General features: G+C 61.0%; 17 protein-coding genes. 8 read left to right on the plus strand and 9 right to left on the minus strand.

Features of this window, described 5'->3' with window-relative positions; genetic code table 11:
- Window positions 1–16 precede the first annotated feature (16 nt).
- The 3 genes from FO013_RS13855 to hisD all read left to right on the plus strand — a co-directional run bounded on the left by FO013_RS13855 (window position 17) and on the right by hisD (window position 4,072).
- Complete coding sequence (locus FO013_RS13855) at window positions 17–1,552, plus strand: APC family permease (RefSeq protein WP_143923147.1); 1,536 nt, start codon at window positions 17–19, stop codon at window positions 1,550–1,552.
- Complete coding sequence (locus FO013_RS13860) at window positions 1,549–2,655, plus strand: Zn-dependent alcohol dehydrogenase (RefSeq protein ID WP_143923148.1); 1,107 nt, start codon at window positions 1,549–1,551, stop codon at window positions 2,653–2,655. The genes FO013_RS13855 and FO013_RS13860 overlap by 4 nt, the downstream gene beginning before the upstream one ends.
- A gap of 100 nt (window positions 2,656–2,755) precedes the next feature.
- Window positions 2,756–4,072 (plus strand): histidinol dehydrogenase, encoded by a 1,317-nt coding sequence (gene hisD, locus FO013_RS13865; protein WP_143923185.1) that lies wholly within the window; start codon window positions 2,756–2,758, stop codon window positions 4,070–4,072.
- A 235-nt stretch (window positions 4,073–4,307) separates the two neighbouring features.
- On the opposite strand, the gene FO013_RS13870 is transcribed toward hisD, so the two are convergent.
- The gene (locus tag FO013_RS13870) at window positions 4,308–5,294 is read right to left on the minus strand and encodes a LysR family transcriptional regulator (RefSeq protein ID WP_143923149.1); all 987 of its coding nucleotides are present in this window, start codon (window positions 5,292–5,294) and stop codon (window positions 4,308–4,310) included.
- A gap of 77 nt (window positions 5,295–5,371) precedes the next feature.
- Here FO013_RS13870 and FO013_RS13875 point away from each other — a divergent pair, with 77 nt between their 5' ends.
- A complete protein-coding gene (locus tag FO013_RS13875) occupies window positions 5,372–7,129 on the plus strand; it encodes an FAD-binding protein (protein ID WP_143923150.1) in 1,758 nt (585 codons plus the stop codon).
- Window positions 7,130–7,184: 55 nt separating this feature from the next.
- Here FO013_RS13875 and FO013_RS13880 read toward each other — a convergent pair whose 3' ends face one another.
- The 3 genes from FO013_RS13880 to FO013_RS22630 all read right to left on the minus strand — a co-directional run bounded on the left by FO013_RS13880 (window position 7,185) and on the right by FO013_RS22630 (window position 8,570).
- Window positions 7,185–7,481 (minus strand): hypothetical protein, encoded by a 297-nt coding sequence (locus tag FO013_RS13880; RefSeq protein WP_143923151.1) that lies wholly within the window; start codon window positions 7,479–7,481, stop codon window positions 7,185–7,187.
- Between the two features lie 178 nt (window positions 7,482–7,659).
- Window positions 7,660–7,923 carry a hypothetical protein gene (locus tag FO013_RS22625; protein WP_222103625.1) on the minus strand — a complete coding sequence of 88 codons (264 nt, stop codon included), beginning with the start codon at window positions 7,921–7,923 and terminating at the stop codon, window positions 7,660–7,662.
- Window positions 7,924–8,144: 221 nt separating this feature from the next.
- Window positions 8,145–8,570 carry a sigma factor gene (locus FO013_RS22630; RefSeq protein ID WP_222103626.1) on the minus strand — a complete coding sequence of 142 codons (426 nt, stop codon included), beginning with the start codon at window positions 8,568–8,570 and terminating at the stop codon, window positions 8,145–8,147.
- Window positions 8,571–8,607: 37 nt separating this feature from the next.
- Between FO013_RS22630 and FO013_RS13890 the strand changes: the two genes are divergently transcribed.
- Entirely contained in the window at window positions 8,608–10,005 is a 1,398-nt protein-coding gene (locus tag FO013_RS13890; RefSeq protein WP_222103627.1) for an FAD-binding oxidoreductase, read from the plus strand.
- Window positions 10,006–10,023: 18 nt separating this feature from the next.
- On the opposite strand, the gene FO013_RS22635 is transcribed toward FO013_RS13890, so the two are convergent.
- The 3 genes from FO013_RS22635 to FO013_RS13905 form a co-directional block, all read right to left on the minus strand.
- On the minus strand, window positions 10,024–10,185 hold the full coding sequence (locus FO013_RS22635) for a hypothetical protein (RefSeq protein WP_222103628.1): 162 nt from the start codon (window positions 10,183–10,185) through the stop codon (window positions 10,024–10,026).
- Window positions 10,186–10,308: 123 nt separating this feature from the next.
- A complete protein-coding gene (locus FO013_RS13900) occupies window positions 10,309–10,872 on the minus strand; it encodes a hypothetical protein (RefSeq protein ID WP_143923152.1) in 564 nt (187 codons plus the stop codon).
- Entirely contained in the window at window positions 10,869–11,078 is a 210-nt protein-coding gene (locus FO013_RS13905; protein WP_143923153.1) for a helix-turn-helix transcriptional regulator, read from the minus strand. Before FO013_RS13905 ends, FO013_RS13900 begins: the two co-directional genes overlap by 4 nt.
- 148 nt (window positions 11,079–11,226) lie before the next feature.
- Between FO013_RS13905 and FO013_RS13910 the strand changes: the two genes are divergently transcribed.
- Both FO013_RS13910 and FO013_RS13915 read left to right on the plus strand, forming a co-directional pair.
- Complete coding sequence (locus tag FO013_RS13910) at window positions 11,227–11,898, plus strand: GntR family transcriptional regulator (RefSeq protein WP_143923154.1); 672 nt, start codon at window positions 11,227–11,229, stop codon at window positions 11,896–11,898.
- Window positions 11,899–11,936: 38 nt separating this feature from the next.
- Complete coding sequence (locus FO013_RS13915; protein WP_260848151.1) at window positions 11,937–13,205, plus strand: MFS transporter; 1,269 nt, start codon at window positions 11,937–11,939, stop codon at window positions 13,203–13,205.
- Between the two features lie 156 nt (window positions 13,206–13,361).
- Here FO013_RS13915 and FO013_RS13920 read toward each other — a convergent pair whose 3' ends face one another.
- A complete protein-coding gene (locus FO013_RS13920; protein ID WP_143923155.1) occupies window positions 13,362–14,519 on the minus strand; it encodes a serine hydrolase domain-containing protein in 1,158 nt (385 codons plus the stop codon).
- 826 nt (window positions 14,520–15,345) lie between these two features.
- Between FO013_RS13920 and FO013_RS13925 the strand changes: the two genes are divergently transcribed.
- Complete coding sequence (locus FO013_RS13925) at window positions 15,346–15,792, plus strand: nuclear transport factor 2 family protein (RefSeq protein WP_143923156.1); 447 nt, start codon at window positions 15,346–15,348, stop codon at window positions 15,790–15,792.
- Between the two features lie 164 nt (window positions 15,793–15,956).
- On the opposite strand, the gene FO013_RS13930 is transcribed toward FO013_RS13925, so the two are convergent.
- On the minus strand, window positions 15,957–16,142 hold the full coding sequence (locus FO013_RS13930) for a hypothetical protein (protein ID WP_143923157.1): 186 nt from the start codon (window positions 16,140–16,142) through the stop codon (window positions 15,957–15,959).
- Window positions 16,143–16,289 lie beyond the last annotated feature (147 nt).

Consider the following 16,289-nt stretch of genomic DNA (forward strand, 5'->3'; position numbering starts at 1 on the left):
ATCGAGAGGATGAATCATGGGCACTACCGACGAGGACGAGCACCTCAGTCAGTTTGGATACACGCAGAAACTCAACAGATCTGTGGGCAAGCTATCCTCATTCTTGCTGGGTTTCGCTGTCATCAGCGCCACCACCGCAGTGTTTTCGGGATTTGGCTACGGTATCGCTACAGCAGGCCCGGCATTTGTATGGACGTTCCCACTCGCGGTTGCAATCTTCTTTGTCTGGGCTTTGATCGCCGGCGACCTCGTAGCGAAATTGCCGCTATCGGGGTATGCATACCAATGGACGACTCGTCTTGTCAGTCCTCATATGGGCTGGTTTACGGGATTCGCCGGAGCCGTCGGTTTCATCAGTGGTTTTACGGGCGTGGCCTATGTGATGGCGGGTTACCTGGGCAATCTCTTCGGGCTGCAAGTCACGGCCAGTATGCAGATCTGGTTATCGATCGCCATCGTGCTTGTCTGTGTTGTCATCAACGTCTATGGGGTGCGGCTGGCAACGGTTCTCAACAACATCGGAGTAGCGCTTGAGTTTGTCGTCACTATCGGATCGACTGCAGTCATCGCGATTGTCGCGTTCAGCTCGGGCACTGCCCAAAGTATCGATTTCTTGTTTCAGGCCAGCCCGGTTGCTGGTGCCCCGTACATCCTGATCTGGCTCACATCGAGCCTCGCCTGCATATTCGGACTTCTTGGAGTGGAAGCCGCGGCTGACATTGCCGAAGAGACGAAAGACGCGCGGCGGGTAATCCCACGAACGATGTTCTACGCCTTGGGCACAGCAGCAGTAATCGAGTTCGCGATGTACATCATCTATCTGCTCGCGGTGAATGACTCTGAGACATTGGCTGAGAGTGCCTCGCCAGTCGCTGACATCTTCTCTCAGCAGGTGTCTCCATTGTTCGCGAAGCTGGTCGTCCTCTTCGCGCTGACCAATATTTTGGTTTGCGTCTTGGCGAACATGCTAGTTGCAACCCGAGTGGTGTACTCGATGGCTCGGGACAACATGCTCCCGGGCTCCACCTATCTGCGACGAGTCTCGGCCAAATATAGGGTGCCGACGAACGCAGTCTGGGCGACCGGACTGATTTCAACCCTTCTGCTCTTGTCTGCATTTGCCAATGAGGTTGCTTTTGCTTACATCACAGGAATGTCTGCACTCGGATATTTCACCGTGTACATACTCACCACGAGCGGTCTGCTCAATGCTCATATGAAAGGTCGAATCCCCAAATCTGAGCCTGGCTATTTCGATCTTGGCCGTGCCCGTGTGCCCCTATATCTATTTGGAATCGCAGTGTTCGGAATTGTTCTGGCTGCACTCATGTTGCTCCCGGACTTCCGCGCGAACGGAGTCGTCTTCCTCATCACTATGGCGAGCGCTTCCTTGTATTGGCTGCTGATCCTTCGCAAGAGGATCGCGAAGGGCGCGGCGGGTCCTGAATTTGCTTTTGCACTGCGGGACTCCGAGTCAACGGCACCGACTCATCAAAGCCACGATCAGCTTGCAGCGATCGTGGTGCAGGATCAAAAGGAGGAATCAGAATGAGAGCGGTTGTCTTTCGGAGCAGCGACAAGCCCGTCGAAGTGGAGCAGGTGACGCTCCAGGGGCCGGGTCCTCACGAGGTTGAGGTCAAGATCGCTGCGGCTGGAGTGTGCCACTCGGACCTACACGTGCGTAGAGGAGACTGGGACCTCCCGTTGCCGCTCGTCATGGGACACGAGGGAAGCGGGATAGTCACAGCCGTGGGGAAGGGAGTATCGCACCTGCGCGAGGGAGATCACGTGGTGCTCTCATGGGTCGCACCGTGTGGCAATTGCCGTAATTGTCTTTTGGGGCGCGAGATTCGCTGCGAAGTCGCGGCGACCACTGTTGCACTTGGCGGGACACTCAACGACGGCACGAGTCGCTTGAGCCAGGGGCAAGACCCGGTGCACCACTATCTCGGCACCTCGGCATTCGCTGAACGCGCAGTAGTGCCTGCATCGGGGGCCCTGAAGATTCGAAAAGATGCCCCTTTGGAGCAGATGTCACTCGTCGGCTGCGCGGTTGCTACCGGTGTTGGCGCGGTGAGGAATTCCGCACAGGTTCCCCCTGGGGCCACGGTTGCAGTCATCGGTTGCGGGGGAGTCGGTTTATCGGTCATCCAAGGAGCGCGAATGGCTCAAGCCGAGCGAATTGTCGCGGTCGATATCCAAGACGATAAGACTGACTTGGCCACCACCTTCGGAGCGACGGACACCATAACTGCAACACCTGACTTGGATGTTCCTGATGCATTGCGCAGCATCCTTCCCGACGGGGTCGACTATGCCTTTGACGCCATAGGCCACCAGCGAACAAGCGAGCAGGCTATTGCGATGCTGGCTATCGGCGGATGCGCCGTGATTGTCGGCATTCCTCCTGCCGGCACTCGGATAAGCATCGAGCCGCAACATTTGGTCGACCTGGATCAGAGAGTCATCGGTTCGAATTATGGTGGGATTCGTCCTTCCCGCGATATCCCGTGGCTTGTCAAGGAGTACATGGAAGAACGCCTGCTCGTTGACCAGCTGGTGAGTGCCAGACGCCCGCTTGAAGAGGCAGAGCAAAGTCTGCATGACCTCAGTAACGGCAGCGCTCTCAGGCAACTGCTCGTTCCACAGATGTAGACAGTCGTGGCTTCGTCACAATGTCACCACACGCGATGGCTACATAGCGCCCCGCCTCATACTCACTTTGCTTCGTCGACGAAAGAGTAGGAAATACACCATGCAATTCACAACGCCAGTTCTTGAGGCAAATGCAGGTCACTTCACACGATTGAAGTCTCCAATCGATGTGCCTGCCGCGCAACGCGACCCCCAAGTGGTGAAAACCGTTTCAACGATGCTGCTCGATATCGAGAATCGTGGAATTGACGCCATTCGCGGCTATGCGCGGGACCTCGACGGGTGGGAAGGAGATGACTTCGAGATCGCGTCCAGCACACTGGCCTCGAGTGGGAAACGGCTCGACCCCGCGCTGCGTGAAGCCATTGACCTGGGGGCGCGACAGACACAGGCTTTCGCCCACAGGCAGCGAGAAGGCCACAGCGATTTCGAGGTGGAACTCGCACCGGGTGTTCACACAGGTGTTCACTACGTGCCGGTGGGCCGAGTCGGAGCCTACATGCCAGCGGGGCGCTTCCCTCTGACCGCCAGCGCTTTCATGACCGTCGGTGTCGCCAAAGCTGCCGGCGTGCCTCACGTCGTCGCTTGCACTCCGCCGCAGCCCTCCGGAGGAGCAAACGATGCGGTGCTCTATACGGCATATGTTTCGGGAGTTGACCGAGTATTTCTCCTCGGTGGGGTCCAAGCCCTCGCCTCTATGGCGTTTGGTCTGCTCGAGGATCTCCCTGTCGACATGGTTGTCGGTGCGGGCAATGCCTTCGTCGCGGAAGCGAAGCGCCAGCTCTTTGGTCGCGCGGCCATCGACCTGCTCGCCGGTCCGTCCGAAGTTGCAGTCCTTTCCGACGAGACAGCTGATCCGGAACTTGTTGCTGCAGATCTTCTTGGCCAGGCCGAGCATGGTCCGAATTCGCCGGCGGCACTCGTCACCACGAGTGGCACCCACGGCAACGCGGTCATGGCTGCTGTAGACCGTCAGCTGAAGACGCTGTCGACAGCTGACATCTGTGGGCCTGCGTGGCGTGATTTTGGCTCGGTGACCGTGGCGGAGAATCGGGAAGTTGCCGCCTCGCTGATGGACGATCTTGCTCCGGAGCACCTCGAGGTCATAACAGCCGACGACGGCTGGTACCACAAGCGCCTGCGGAACTACGGTTCGATCTTTCTCGGTGAGTGGAGCACTGTAGCGTATTCGGATAAGGGCATGGCAGGAACCAATCACACGCTTCCGACCGCGGGCGGAGCAAAGCACAGTGCAGGACTATCGGTCTCCCGCTTCCTCAAACCACTGACGTATCAGCGGGTTGATAAGGAGGCAACTGACACTGTCGCGCCGGCGACCATCGTGATCTCTGAGTCAGAGGGTATGTCGGCGCACGCGGCTACTGCGCAAATGCGGCTCGATCGTATTCGTCAATGAAATCAAGAAACAGATTCTGAGTAGCGACCGAGGAGCGAGCTGTCTGGACTCATGGGCGGGCAGCTCGCACGCTTGGCTGTCAGTGAGGCGATCACGTCTTCGGTCGAAAAGCGCTGGCCGGACCCGCCAAAGGATGGCGAACGACTCACTGATCAATGCATTCTGGGCCTCGGTGAGCTCAGAATCGGCCAAGGTCTGCGAGGCCGCCCCCGCGCCCTACTCTGCCAACCGGGCCCTACTCCACCAACCGCACATACGCCGCCAGTCCGGTGTCCTCCTCGGTCAGCGCCCTCGCAGTCGAGAGGATCGTCTTCTCCATCGCCGAGGCGGCCCTGGTCGCCCGTACGTCCGCGCGGGTGGCGAGGCTGACCGTTCGCGACAGGCTCGGCTTCAGCAGCTGTGCCGAGGTCAGGCGTGGCCGATCGACGAGGACCATGGCCGGGACGATTGCGACTCCCAGTCCGCGTTCGATGAAGCGCAGCACTGCGTCCATCTCGGCTCCCTCGACGACGGTGTTCGGTGCCAACCCGGCCGCATCGAAGGCCGCCGAGGTGGCTTCGCGCAGATCGTATCCGTGATGGAACAGCACCTGGGGGAGTGCCGCGACTTCCGCCAACGTGACCGTGTCACCGGGCAGCAGCGGAGCATCGCTGCGGCTGCCGCCCGCCCATGACGTGTTCTCGCCCGAACGGCGGTCAGTCCCAGCAATCACCACGAGGTCCTCGCTGAGCACCTCGCGCATCCGCAACCTCGGCATCTGCGCGCTCGGACTCAACGTCCGCGTGATGAGTGCAAGATCCAGCTCGCCGGCGCCCAGTGCCTCAATGAGCTCCCGCGAACCCTTCTCGACGAGTTCGAGCTCGACCCCGGGATGCTCTTGATGGAAGCTGCTGATCGCCTCGGCGACGAGGCTGACACACAGCGTCGGCGTCGCGCCCAGGCGAATGCGACCCTTGCGCAGCCCGGCGAGCTCATCCATATCCCGGCGGACCGCCTCGGCGTCGGCGAGCATTCGTCGGGCAGTCGGCAGCAGAGTATCGCCTGCGGCGGTGAGACTGATGTGTCCATGGGCGCGATGGAAGAGTTCGGAGCCGAGCTCCTTCTCCAGCGTCGAAATCTGCCGACTCAGCGACGGCTGGGCCAGGTGAAGAGTGGCAGCGGCCTTCGTGAAATGACCGGTGTTGGCGACCTCGACGAAGCTCGCGAGCTGTTCCAGATTCATCTCTATAGCGTATCGCTATCAAGTCAAGCGAAACAATACATTGGACGCATGAGGTGGCCGAACCTAGTGTGGAATACATGAACTCCACACAGGGAAAAGCCCACGCACACGAACACACGATCTCCACCTCGGTGCTGGTCATCGGAACCGGCGGATCCGGCCTGCGCGCCGCGATCGAGGTCGCCGAATCCGGCACCGATGTCCTCGCTGTCGGCAAACGACCCAAGGACGACGCGCACACCTCGCTGGCCGCCGGCGGCATCAATGCGGCACTGGCCACCATGGACCCCGACGACACCTGGCAGCAGCACGCGGCCGACACGATCAAGGAATCCTATGACCTCGCCAACCCCCGCACCGTCGAAATCGTCACCCAGGGAGCCGAGCAGGGAATTGCAGACCTGGAGCGATACGGAATGGACTTCGCGAAGGAGGACGACGGTCGGATCTCGCAGCGCTTCTTCGGCGCCCACACCTGGCGTCGCACCGCTTTCGCCGGGGACTATACGGGACTCGAAATCCAGCGCACCCTCATTCATCGTGCCGAGGCCCTGAACCTCCCCATCCTCGACCGCGTCTACATCACCAAACTCCTCGTCGCCGACGGCCGCGTATTCGGCGCCTTCGGCTTCGACATCGTCGACGGCTCCCGCTACCGAATCCATGCCGACGCGGTCATCCTCGCCGCCGGCGGCCACAATCGGATCTGGCGCCGCACATCCTCCCGCCGTGACGAGAACACCGGTGACTCCTTCCGCCTGGCCGTCGAGGCCGGAGCCCGACTGCGCGACGCCGAGCTCGTCCAGTTCCATCCCTCAGGCATCATCGAACCCGAGAACGCCGCCGGCACCCTCGTCTCCGAGGCCGCCCGTGGTGAGGGCGGAATCCTGCGCAACGGACTGGGGGAGCGGTTCATGGAACGCTACGACCCCGAACGCATGGAACTCTCCACCCGCGACCGTGTGGCCCTGGCCGCCTACACCGAGATCGCCGAGGGCCGCGGCACGGAGAACGGCGGCATCTGGCTCGATGTCTCGCATCTGCCGCGCGAGACCATCATGAGCCGTCTGCCTCGCGTGTTCCAGACGATGATGGAGACGCAGATGCTCGACATCACCCAGTCACCGATCGAGATCGCCCCGACCGCGCACTACTCGATGGGCGGGGTGTGGGTCGACCCGGTCGAGCACAGCACCGACGTCGAGGGCCTGTGGGCCATCGGCGAGGCATCGTCCGGACTGCACGGGGCCAACCGCCTCGGTGGCAATTCGCTCATCGAACTCCTCGTCTTCGGCCGCATCGTCGGTCAGTCCGCCATCGCGTACTCGTCCGATCTGGAGGCGCAGGTGCGGTCGCAGTCTGCCATCGCCGAGGCGCGGGCTGAGATCGATGATCTCCTGTCCTCCGAGGGGACCGAGAACGTCAGGGCTCTGCAGCGCGAGATCCGAAATCTTATGACCGCCCATGCCGGAGTCGTCCGCGATGAGGCTGGATTGTCGGAAGGGCTCGAGAAGCTCGCGTCGATCGAAGCACGCATGAGCGACGTGGGCATCCACCCCGACATCGCTGGCTACTCCGACCTCTCACACGCCTTCGACCTCAAATCCTCGGCTCTGGCAGCGCGCGCCACGCTGGAATGCGCACTCGAGCGCCGCGAGACCCGCGGCTGCCACAACCGCAGCGACTACCCCGAGCAGGATGAGAACCTGCAGGTCAACCTCGTGTGGTCGCCATCGACCGGGGTTGTGAAGGAGAGCATTCCCGCCGTCGATCCCGAGGTCGCCGAGCTCATGCGAGTCGAGGAGATCAGCCAGGTCGGCAAGCTTGTGGAGTGAGGCAGCAGTGGAGTGAGGCAGCGTTCCTCGGGCCGCGAGCTCACCGCCAGAACTGTCAGGCGGTGAGCTCGCGCTTCCAATCCCCGACGAGGCTGATCAGAGTGAAGCCAGTGAGGAAGGCCGGGAAAGTGGCTAAAAGTCCGAGCCCAACGATCTCAAGGCCGGCGTCGGCGGTGCCTTTGACTAACAGAGCTCCGGTCACTGCCAGTGCCGTGGCTCCCCACGCGGTTCCCACGACCGCGCCCGGAACTCGAGGCAGAGCTTTCGACAGCATTCCTGCGATGAGGCTGAGGGTGATGGCGCTCCAGATAACTGATTCCACGTTGATCACATCACCGAATGCCCAACTCATGGGTGCCGGGAATCTCCTCTGCAATTGTGCTCGACATCGAGCGCGGAATAGCGCCGAGGACTACAATAACCGACAAGGGGCATTGAGTAAAAAATGTCTCGCATTCTGTATTGACTGTGTTACCGGTATTACCGGCGTTGTCTGCAGTGCCTACGAGTTCCGAGTCCTTGAACAACACCTAGACCACGATGTCGAGAGAGACCAGGAGATTCTCATCGGCGAGCACATCGACGGAGGCGACCCTGCCGTATGCGAACCGGAACCAGTAGAGTGCCCGAGGAGCGCCATCGACGAGGTATGCGGCAGCGGGTACGCCATCGACGTGGACCAGCCTGGTTGCCTGTGCGCGGCCGTTGAAGACTCGGGCCACGGCGTCAGGGCCGGCGACTTCGCGATCGAGGAGAGGGGCGCCGAATTCTGCGCCAGCCCCGGCCAGTCTCACTGCCGTTGGGTCGCTGCGCAGTTCGATCTCGGGATCAAGCAGTTGGAGCAGACTGCCGAAGTCTCCCTCACGGGCTGCGGAGAGGAAGGCCGTGATCGCAGACTCTTGCCTGTGTCGAGCGCTGGTGACGTCGACGCCACGCAGGCGCGCTCGTGCACGGGATGCGAGCTGGCGGGTCGCGATGGGCGTGCGGTCGACGATGGGAGCGATGTCGTTATAGGTCAGTGCGAAGAAGTCGTGCAGGACCAGCGCGAGACGCTCCAGGGCCCCAAAGTATCGAGGACAATGGTCAAGGCAGCCGCCAGATCGACCTTGAGCACGGCACTGTCTGCCGGTTGATCCGCCAGCGCTTCCTCCGCCGCTGTCTCTTCGGTCGACGCGGACCAGCGCAGGTCTTCGCGTCTCGCGGCGTCGCCGCGGATGAGGTCGATGCATACCCGGGGGGTCACCGTCGTCAACCACGCCTCGAGGTTGTCGATGGCCGCGATGTCTGCTCGTTGCAATCGAATCCACGTCTCCTGCACCGCGTCATCGGCGGCCCAAGGAGATCCCATGGTGCGGTAGGCGATGGCGAACAGCTTGGGCCGATGCAAGGAGAACTGATCGGCCACCTCGGTGAGGGGGTGGGGCGTCGAATTCGATGTCATAGCCATCCTGCCGGTGGTGACTCGTCACGCTTTCGTCGTGGGAAACGACTCATGGGTACGTTCGGCAGACGTCGGACTGATCAGCATCCGTACCAACACCAGCCAAGGAGCAATTGTGACTCTTCTGTCGACATCCATTCTTGACGAACTGCAGGCCACTGTCCAGGGACGCCTATGGTTCCCCGGCAGCTCAGATTTCGACGAGGTTCATCGACCATGGAATCGCGCCATCGACCAGGACGTCCTCGCCGTGGTCGAAGCGGTTGACGTCGGTGACATCAGCAATCTTGTTCGCTTCGCCCGGGCTCAGGGCCTGTCGATCGCGACCCAACCGTCCGGCCATGGCGCTACCGGGCGAGCAGGCGGGGCGATCCTCTTACGAACCACCCAGCTCAACTCGATCGACATCGACCTGAGCCAGCGCACGGCCACGATCGGATCCGGTACAAAGGCCGGAGAGCTGCAGAGCGCCGCAGCCGAGCACGGACTGACGGGACTGCCGGGGAGCTCACCAGTTGTGACGGTGGCCGGAGTTGCCCTCGGCGGTGGCCTGAGCTGGTTCGGCCGGTCCTTCGGCTGGGTGGGTGACAACATCCGCGCATTCGACATCGTCGACGCCGAGGGTCAGACCCGACGGGTCACAGCGGATACGGATCCCGAGCTCTACTGGGCGCTGCGTGGCGCGGGAAGCGAACTCGTCATCGTCACCGGTCTTGAGGTCCAGCTGCACGAGGCTCCGGAGGTGTTCGGTGGGCGCCAACTCTGGCCAGCCGTCCATGCCAGAGAGGTCGCCGAGGTGTTCCGGTCGATGACAGAGACTGCGCCGGATAATCTGAACCTGTGGCTGGAGCTCCTCAGCTTCCCCGGCGCTGACCCGATGGTCGCGATCGACTCGACCTACCTCGGGCCGGAGGCCGAGGTCCGCAGCCTGATGCGCGCGAGCGAAGCATTGCCGGCGCCGCTCTCTGACACCCGTGCACCGATGAGCGTCGCAGAACTGGGAACCATCACTGCCGAACCGACCGACCCTGTTCCCGGCAGCTCCCGCGCGGAGCTGCTCACCACTCTGGATGATGCCGCGCTCAACGCTCTACTGGGGACCCCCATCGACCCGCTGCTATCGGTACAGGTCAGGCACCTCGGCGGGGCGCTCGCGCGAGCAACCGACAATCCGCACGGGGCAATGAGCGAACAGTTCAGCGTCTACATGTTCGGACTGCCCATCACCGAGGAGGCCGCTGAGTCCATCACGAAGAAGCAGGCAGATCTGGCGCGGACTCTGCCGACGACCGGACGCAAGCCCGTGACGTTCCTCAACCCGAGCGAGAGTCTCGCGGATGCGCTGCCCGAAGAGTCGCTGCTGCGGCTGCGTCGGATCAAAGAGGAGCGGGACCCGGCCGGGATCTTCCGCGGGAACTTCAGCAACCTGAAATGAGCTCGCCGTGTGTGGCGTTCAGACTGCGGGCAGCTTCCCCTCATGCGCGTCAGTCAACTGAGTCGCGGCGCGCTGACCAGATCGCTGCTCCCGCACCGGCCCCAGTGTGGTCATGGCGGCCATGATGCCCATGATCATGTCCAACTCCTCACGCGGGGAGACAGCCAGGGTGATGTTCATGCCGATCGGTGTGAGTAGGCCTGTGCCGATGGCCTGCAGTAGGCGTCCGATGAGCAGGACGCTGACGGGTAATGCCGCTTCATCCCGTTGCGGCGGGTAGTTTTGCTGCTGACGAGGCGGGTATCAGTCCTCGTCTTCGATCTCGGCAGCCCGAGCAGCCTCGAGGCGGGCCTGTTTGAGCTTGCGCTGGCGGGTGATGGTCATCGCCGCAATCGCAATGACCATTCCAACGATCCCGCCGATCACGATGGAACTGCCGCTGGCGCTTTGTATGGTCGACCCCAGGCCCGCCGGGAGCAAGGGGTGGCCGGTGATCTGATGGAACCCGATGGCGAAGACCCAGGCGATTGCGAACGCACCGCATGTGGCGTAGGAGATGATGAGCCGCCTCGGCGAAGAGAGCGCCGTTGCGAGGTCAAAATCGACGTTCTCACGTTTGCAGTAACTGGCCGCTGCGACACTCAACACTCCTGAGCCGAGCAGCAGAGGAAGGGTCCAGAATCCCGCTCCGATGACTGCGAAGAGAACGGCGAGGGCAAGGAAGACGTAGATGGTGAGGACCGAGCCGAACATATACGCCCGGAGGATGACATCGCGTTCGCGCTCATCTCCCATCGACGGATCGTTGAGTCCCGCGATCCGGTCGGCCAGAGCGTTGGGCCGGTGAACCTTGTCAGTGTTGCTCATGCTTCCTCCTGAAGTGAGAAGATCTCTTCGACAGTGGTGTCGAGGGAGTGTGCGATCCTCAGCGCCAGGTACACGCTGGGCGCGTAGTCGCCACGTTCGGTGGCGATGATGGTCTGACGCGATACGCCTGTGAGCTGGGCGAGCTGGGCCTGCGTGTGGCCAGCCGCCTTGCGAACCTGTTTGAGGCTCGACGTCTGAACATCCATACTGCTTCCTCGCACCCCATCTGCAATGTCAATGATTCTTTACATAAAAAGTAAAGCATCATTGACATTTTGATGTCAAGAATATTTGAACTGCAATTCCCTGATCAATGATGCATCTATCAATGTATGCATCTGATAGCGTGGAGGAATGAAAGACCTGCTGACGCTCCCGTGGGAGACTACCGGCGATGCTTTCCCGATCGCTGCGCGGATGGCTGCGTGGGCCGCCCGCGAGATCATCGAGCAGCGCTACGAGCCCGGCCAACTCCTCACCGAGGCTGAGCTCGCCGAGGCTCAGAGGGCCAGTCGCACACCGGCTCGGGAGGCGATGCTCCAACTCGAGCGCTGGAGGCTGGTCCGCCTCGTGCCGAAGAAGGGCGCGATCGTGACCACGGTGACCCGTCAGGAGCGCCGCGACCTGCTTGCGGTGCGCGCCATGTTCGAGACCGACGCTGTCCAGGCATTGACTCTCGACAGCGACTTCGCGCCGCTGGCGGCAGACCTGCGCACGCTCCTCGACCGGCAGCAGAAGGCTCTGGACGCCAGTCATCCACTCGACTTCGCCAGTGCGGACTACGCCTTCCACGCCCGCATCATCCGCAGCGGCGGCAACAGTATTGTCGAGGAGATGCTGACCACGATGGGCCCGCGCTTGGCCCGCCTGACCTACCAAGTGGTCATCGATCAGCCCAGTTCGCTGCACACCCTCTTCGACGAGCATGCCGAACTCACCGATCTCGCAGAACGCGGCGAGGCCAAGGGCTTCGGAAAGGTCGTGCGCGAGCACATTCAGTCCTCGCACTTCCCCGAGAACCAGTGACCTTGCAAACCGCAGCACTCAACCCAGAATCGCCAGCAGTGACTTCCGAACCCGCAACTGAAACAGCAGACCACCAGATCGCAACGACAATCTCTCACTCCGCAGCAGCAGTGCCCCAACGCCGAGGCGGAGCTTGGCTTCGCATCGTGCCCGCCATGTTCCTGCTCGCCTGGGGTGGCAACCACTTCACCCCGCTCGTGCACATGTACGAAGAGGACGGCGGCTACGCCGTCTGGCAGGCCAACCTCCTGCTCGGAATGTACGTCGGCGGGCTGATTCCGGGGCTGCTGGTGGCCTCGGCGCTCTCAGATCGACGCGGACGCAAACCGATCCTGGTCGCCGGGACGATCGCTGCGATCATCGGCAGCGTACTTCTTGGTCTCGGTTTCGAGATCTTCTGGCTGCTGTGCCTGGGCCGCGTGCTGGCGGGGATCGGCGTAGGTGTGGCGATGTCGGTGGGCACGAGTTGGATCAAGGAACTCTCGTCCCCACCGTTCGACCGCACGGCCGGCATCACCGCCGGCGCTCGCCGCCCCGCACTGACGCTGACTGTGGGATTCGCCATGGGTGCGGCGGCCACCGGCTGCCTGGCGCAGTGGGGGCCACTGCCCGAAATGATTCCTTACGCGGTTCACGCTGTCTTGAGCATCGCGGCACTGCTCATAGTCTTCTCTGCGCCAGAGACTCTCGCGAGGGAGCGCCGCTCGGCTCAGCACTGGTGGCGGGGCCTGCGGATTCCGCTGGTCGGCCATCGCACCTTCATCCGCCTCATCATCCCGGCCGCACCGTGGGTCTTCGCCGCAGCAGGTGTCGCCTACGCGGTCATGCCTGCTCTGGTCCAAGACACACTGGGGGAGTGGACGACCATGTACGCGACCGTGCTCACCGTCGCCACCCTGGGCGCCGGAGCACTGGTGCAGAACCTTGTCCCGCGCATCAACCGGTGGACGGGTGGGCGTGCACTCGTCGTCGGACTCACGCTCATGACACTCGGCATGGGCCTTGCGGTCGTCGCGGCGCTCGCAGCTGATCCGATCATGGCCTTCGTCGTCGCCATCGTCCTCGGCATCGCCTACGGCATCTGCGTGGTGGCAGGACTCGTCATCGTCCAGGCCATCGCGGAACCGAAGGACCTCGCAGGAATCACCGGCGTCTACTACTCGCTGGCCTACTCCGGATTCCTGCTGCCCACGGTGCTCGCCGCCCTGCTGCCCGTCATGCCTTACGCGGTGTCGTTGGGTGCGGTCGCAGTGCTCTGTCTGCTCAGCCTCTCCGCAGTGTCACTGGCGTCGAAGGGGCGCGCGTAACGCCTTTGCGTCCGTCGCGACAGCGGCGCGAGCACCAGTGGCCATACTGACACCAAAGACAATCTCGTCAGTGCCTTCTGCCCGGAGCGCTTGATAGGCCTGGGATCGGCGGCCTTCTTTGCCGTGATCGCCGATGGGTGCCCGAAATCAGAACTGTCAATCAAGCTGCTCGTATTGCGTGAGTGTGGGCGAGCCTCCGGGGCCGTAGAGCGCGACTTGGGTCAACAGTATGCTGACTGTTCCTTGTCGGGAATTGACTCGTGCAGTGGTGCCGATGCCACCTGTCCAGCCGTACGAACCATCTTGACGAACGCTGCCGCCATAACCCCAGCCTTCTCCAGAGTCTAGGAATGGCCCTGCCTGTTGACGCTGTTGGCTTGTCAGTTGGTCCGTTGTCATTGCCGCAACGAGGTGCCTGGGGATCAGTTGACCTCCTTCATAGCGACCATTGTTGATGAGCATCATCGCGAACTTGAGCAGGTCACCTGCTGTTCCGATCAGCCCCGAGGCTCCGTCGGGAAACGACGGTGGATGAGAATAGAACCCACTGGGGGCGTCTACTTCGTTAAGCAGCCCTTTCGTCTCATCCAACAATTCATAGCGAGACGCAAATCTGTGTGCATCATTTTCATCCACCCACCACCGAGCATCCTGCATTCCCAGTGGAGCGAGAATCCGATCACTCATCAAGACGTCGAGAGGTTCTCTGCCCACTCGCTCGAGGAAGAGTCCGAGCAACGTGCTTCCGGTGTTATAGGTCCAGCCTTCGCCAGGCTGATGCACTAGGGGTAGGCTCCCAGCTGCCTTGAGCCAACTGGCTCGGTCCATGGTTCGAGGGGTTGGACCTTCTTGGAGTGTGTTAGTGAGTTCGTGCACGATCGGACTATCGAAGTTCGCGGGGAAGCCAAGTCCGCCCCTGAGGGTCAGTAGGTCTTCAACGGTGATGGCTCTATCGGCGTCGATAGTGTCAGTCAGAGAAGCGTCTGGGCTAACCAGCACTCGTGACTTTTCCACTTCGGGCAACCATCCTGCGACTTCATCATTGAGTCGCAGACGCCCGTCGCCGATGAGGGTCAGGGCTAGCGCCGCAGTCAAGAGTTTACTCAGCGAATCCCAGACGAAAAGTGTCTCTTTCGTCATAGGTTGCATGGTGGAAAGGTCTTGTACGCCAACGGCTAAGAGGGAAGTGTCTCTTGCTCGATGATGTATTGCCATTGCACCAGGAAGTACTCCCCTAGCCACGTCTTTCTTGAGCAGCCTCGCAACAGCGTCCTTGCCAGGGCGATTCAGATTTTCAACTTCTGATTCGGTCATGTGCCCTTCTCCGAACAAAGAAAAGTTCGTGGAATGAATGACTCATCTCTGCTTATTCTACGCGCTGTTCCAGTGCCACAACCGTGAAAGCGGCAGTGTTTCATTCAGAACCGCGACTGGCAGCGGGCACCCTGTCAAACAGGCGTAGAGATCTGTTCAAGATTGCCCGCTCAGCTCTGAAGTTTACCTTCGGCGTTAACGGAATGCTGGCTTGACAGTGATGCCGACGCTATCTGACCGACGTCTCGACAGCCTTCGCGCAGTGCAAACCCGAACCATTTCGCGATGCTCCTCGACGACTGACAAGATCCGTCACGAGACCTGACCGTTGGCGGTAATGTTCCATAAGCACATACAACTGGCGGCGAGAAACGCCTAGAGCGAATGCTGCTTCATCAGCAACAGAGATACCAGCTCGTCCGTGCTCAGCGAGCTTTCCAATCACGTGGGATCGCAACCGAGCTTGTCCCCACTCCGGCCAGGCCAGCGCTCAGCAACTCCGCGCTTAGGTCTGTTCCGTCGACTAGTGGGAGTGAAGGGTGACTGCGGTGAGTTCGAGCCTGGGGGAGGGGAGAACCGTGAGGAGCACTGCGCCTCCATTAGAGCCTGTTAGTGATGTTAGAGATTGATAGTGATGATACTGCCCCAGGCAGGGCACTAGTCGCCCTTGAAATCTTCGCTACCTTGCTATCAAGATGGCGTGATAACTGTCGGTGGCCAGCTTGTGGGGTTCGCAATCAAGGTCTTGGGCCCGAGCGGAACTATCCTTGTGAACAATTGGCTATGCCGCCATAGCCTTGTCGGCTATCTCTCGTATCGTTGAAGTATGAGCATTAAGCAGGATCAGATCAATGACTATCTAGACCGCTATGCTGATTCGCTGAGCAGCTTTGATGCTGAAACCGCGGCAAGCTTGTGGTCGACTCCCGGCGTAATTATCGACGACCGATTCTCAGGAGTTATCGAATCGAGAGATCAGATGGTGCAGGGGTTGGAACAGTCCTACCCTCTGTACCAGAATCTCGGACTCGCCTCTGTGGGATACGAAGTCCTCGATGAAAATCATATGACGAACAATCTGGTTCTCGTTCAGGTGCAGTGGAAATTCTTCGATGAGAAAGGCGAACTGCTCACGGATAGCAATGCCTATTATCTGCTCCGTGTCGAAAACACGGAGCTCCGCACGGTCATCTGCATCCAAACCGATGACCTTGAAAAGCTCCAAGCCCTCGCATCTTCACAAGGAATGGACCTCACCCCTCCCGCAGAGTAGCTCTCGCGGACAAACCGAGGCTTTCGTCCTTGAATGGCTTCCCGGACACTGGCTGCCGAACTCTGACCGCCACATAGCACGGTAAAAACATCGCCCCTTACCGCTGAAACTCACACGGGGAAGGAGTGCACAGACTAGAACTCGGCCTGGGCGTCTTCAACGCTTCAAAGCCCGTCATCGTGGCCGTAGCTCTGTTGCGCATCGTAGAAGATCATGCCCGTGGTCTTTTCCCGCTCAGCCCAAGCATCCAACCACGCCACTAAGGTGGCAAACGCGTTTGCCGTCGAGCCCCCGGGCATGGCGATGGTGACGACTGAGCGATCTTCGGCTGTAGCCAGCCATGACAGCATGATCCGTCCAGTTGCCTCGTGCTTAGACGTTGAGAACTGCGCGCTTAGTTCTGGCGTTTCGCAGTATTTGCCGCGGCCCTTATAGAGTTCGCTCGCGTGGAGCTCACAGGTCGGGGGGTGCCCCTATATTTATTGGTAGGCCCCGAA

Source organism: Brevibacterium aurantiacum, assembly GCF_007558825.1.
Lineage (GTDB): Bacteria > Actinomycetota > Actinomycetes > Actinomycetales > Brevibacteriaceae > Brevibacterium > Brevibacterium aurantiacum_A.

What these genes read in the sequence shown, in the direction of transcription:
- FO013_RS13930 (WP_143923157.1), bottom strand. Translation starts at nt 16,142, where the DNA reads ATGCTGTCATGGCTGGCTACAGCCGAAGATCGCTCAGTCGTCACCATC.
- FO013_RS13870 (WP_143923149.1), bottom strand. Translation starts at nt 5,294, where the DNA reads ATGAATCTGGAACAGCTCGCGAGCTTCGTCGAGGTCGCCAACACCGGT.
- FO013_RS13880 (WP_143923151.1), bottom strand. Translation starts at nt 7,481, where the DNA reads ATGAGTTGGGCATTCGGTGATGTGATCAACGTGGAATCAGTTATCTGG.
- FO013_RS22635 (WP_222103628.1), bottom strand. Translation starts at nt 10,185, where the DNA reads ATGAACATCACCCTGGCTGTCTCCCCGCGTGAGGAGTTGGACATGATC.
- FO013_RS13855 (WP_143923147.1), top strand. Translation starts at nt 17, where the DNA reads ATGGGCACTACCGACGAGGACGAGCACCTCAGTCAGTTTGGATACACG.
- FO013_RS13900 (WP_143923152.1), bottom strand. Translation starts at nt 10,872, where the DNA reads ATGAGCAACACTGACAAGGTTCACCGGCCCAACGCTCTGGCCGACCGG.
- FO013_RS13905 (WP_143923153.1), bottom strand. Translation starts at nt 11,078, where the DNA reads ATGGATGTTCAGACGTCGAGCCTCAAACAGGTTCGCAAGGCGGCTGGC.
- FO013_RS13875 (WP_143923150.1), top strand. Translation starts at nt 5,372, where the DNA reads ATGAACTCCACACAGGGAAAAGCCCACGCACACGAACACACGATCTCC.
- FO013_RS13860 (WP_143923148.1), top strand. Translation starts at nt 1,549, where the DNA reads ATGAGAGCGGTTGTCTTTCGGAGCAGCGACAAGCCCGTCGAAGTGGAG.
- hisD (WP_143923185.1), top strand. Translation starts at nt 2,756, where the DNA reads ATGCAATTCACAACGCCAGTTCTTGAGGCAAATGCAGGTCACTTCACA.
- FO013_RS22630 (WP_222103626.1), bottom strand. Translation starts at nt 8,570, where the DNA reads ATGACATCGAATTCGACGCCCCACCCCCTCACCGAGGTGGCCGATCAG.
- FO013_RS13910 (WP_143923154.1), top strand. Translation starts at nt 11,227, where the DNA reads ATGAAAGACCTGCTGACGCTCCCGTGGGAGACTACCGGCGATGCTTTC.
- FO013_RS13925 (WP_143923156.1), top strand. Translation starts at nt 15,346, where the DNA reads ATGAGCATTAAGCAGGATCAGATCAATGACTATCTAGACCGCTATGCT.
- FO013_RS13920 (WP_143923155.1), bottom strand. Translation starts at nt 14,519, where the DNA reads ATGACCGAATCAGAAGTTGAAAATCTGAATCGCCCTGGCAAGGACGCT.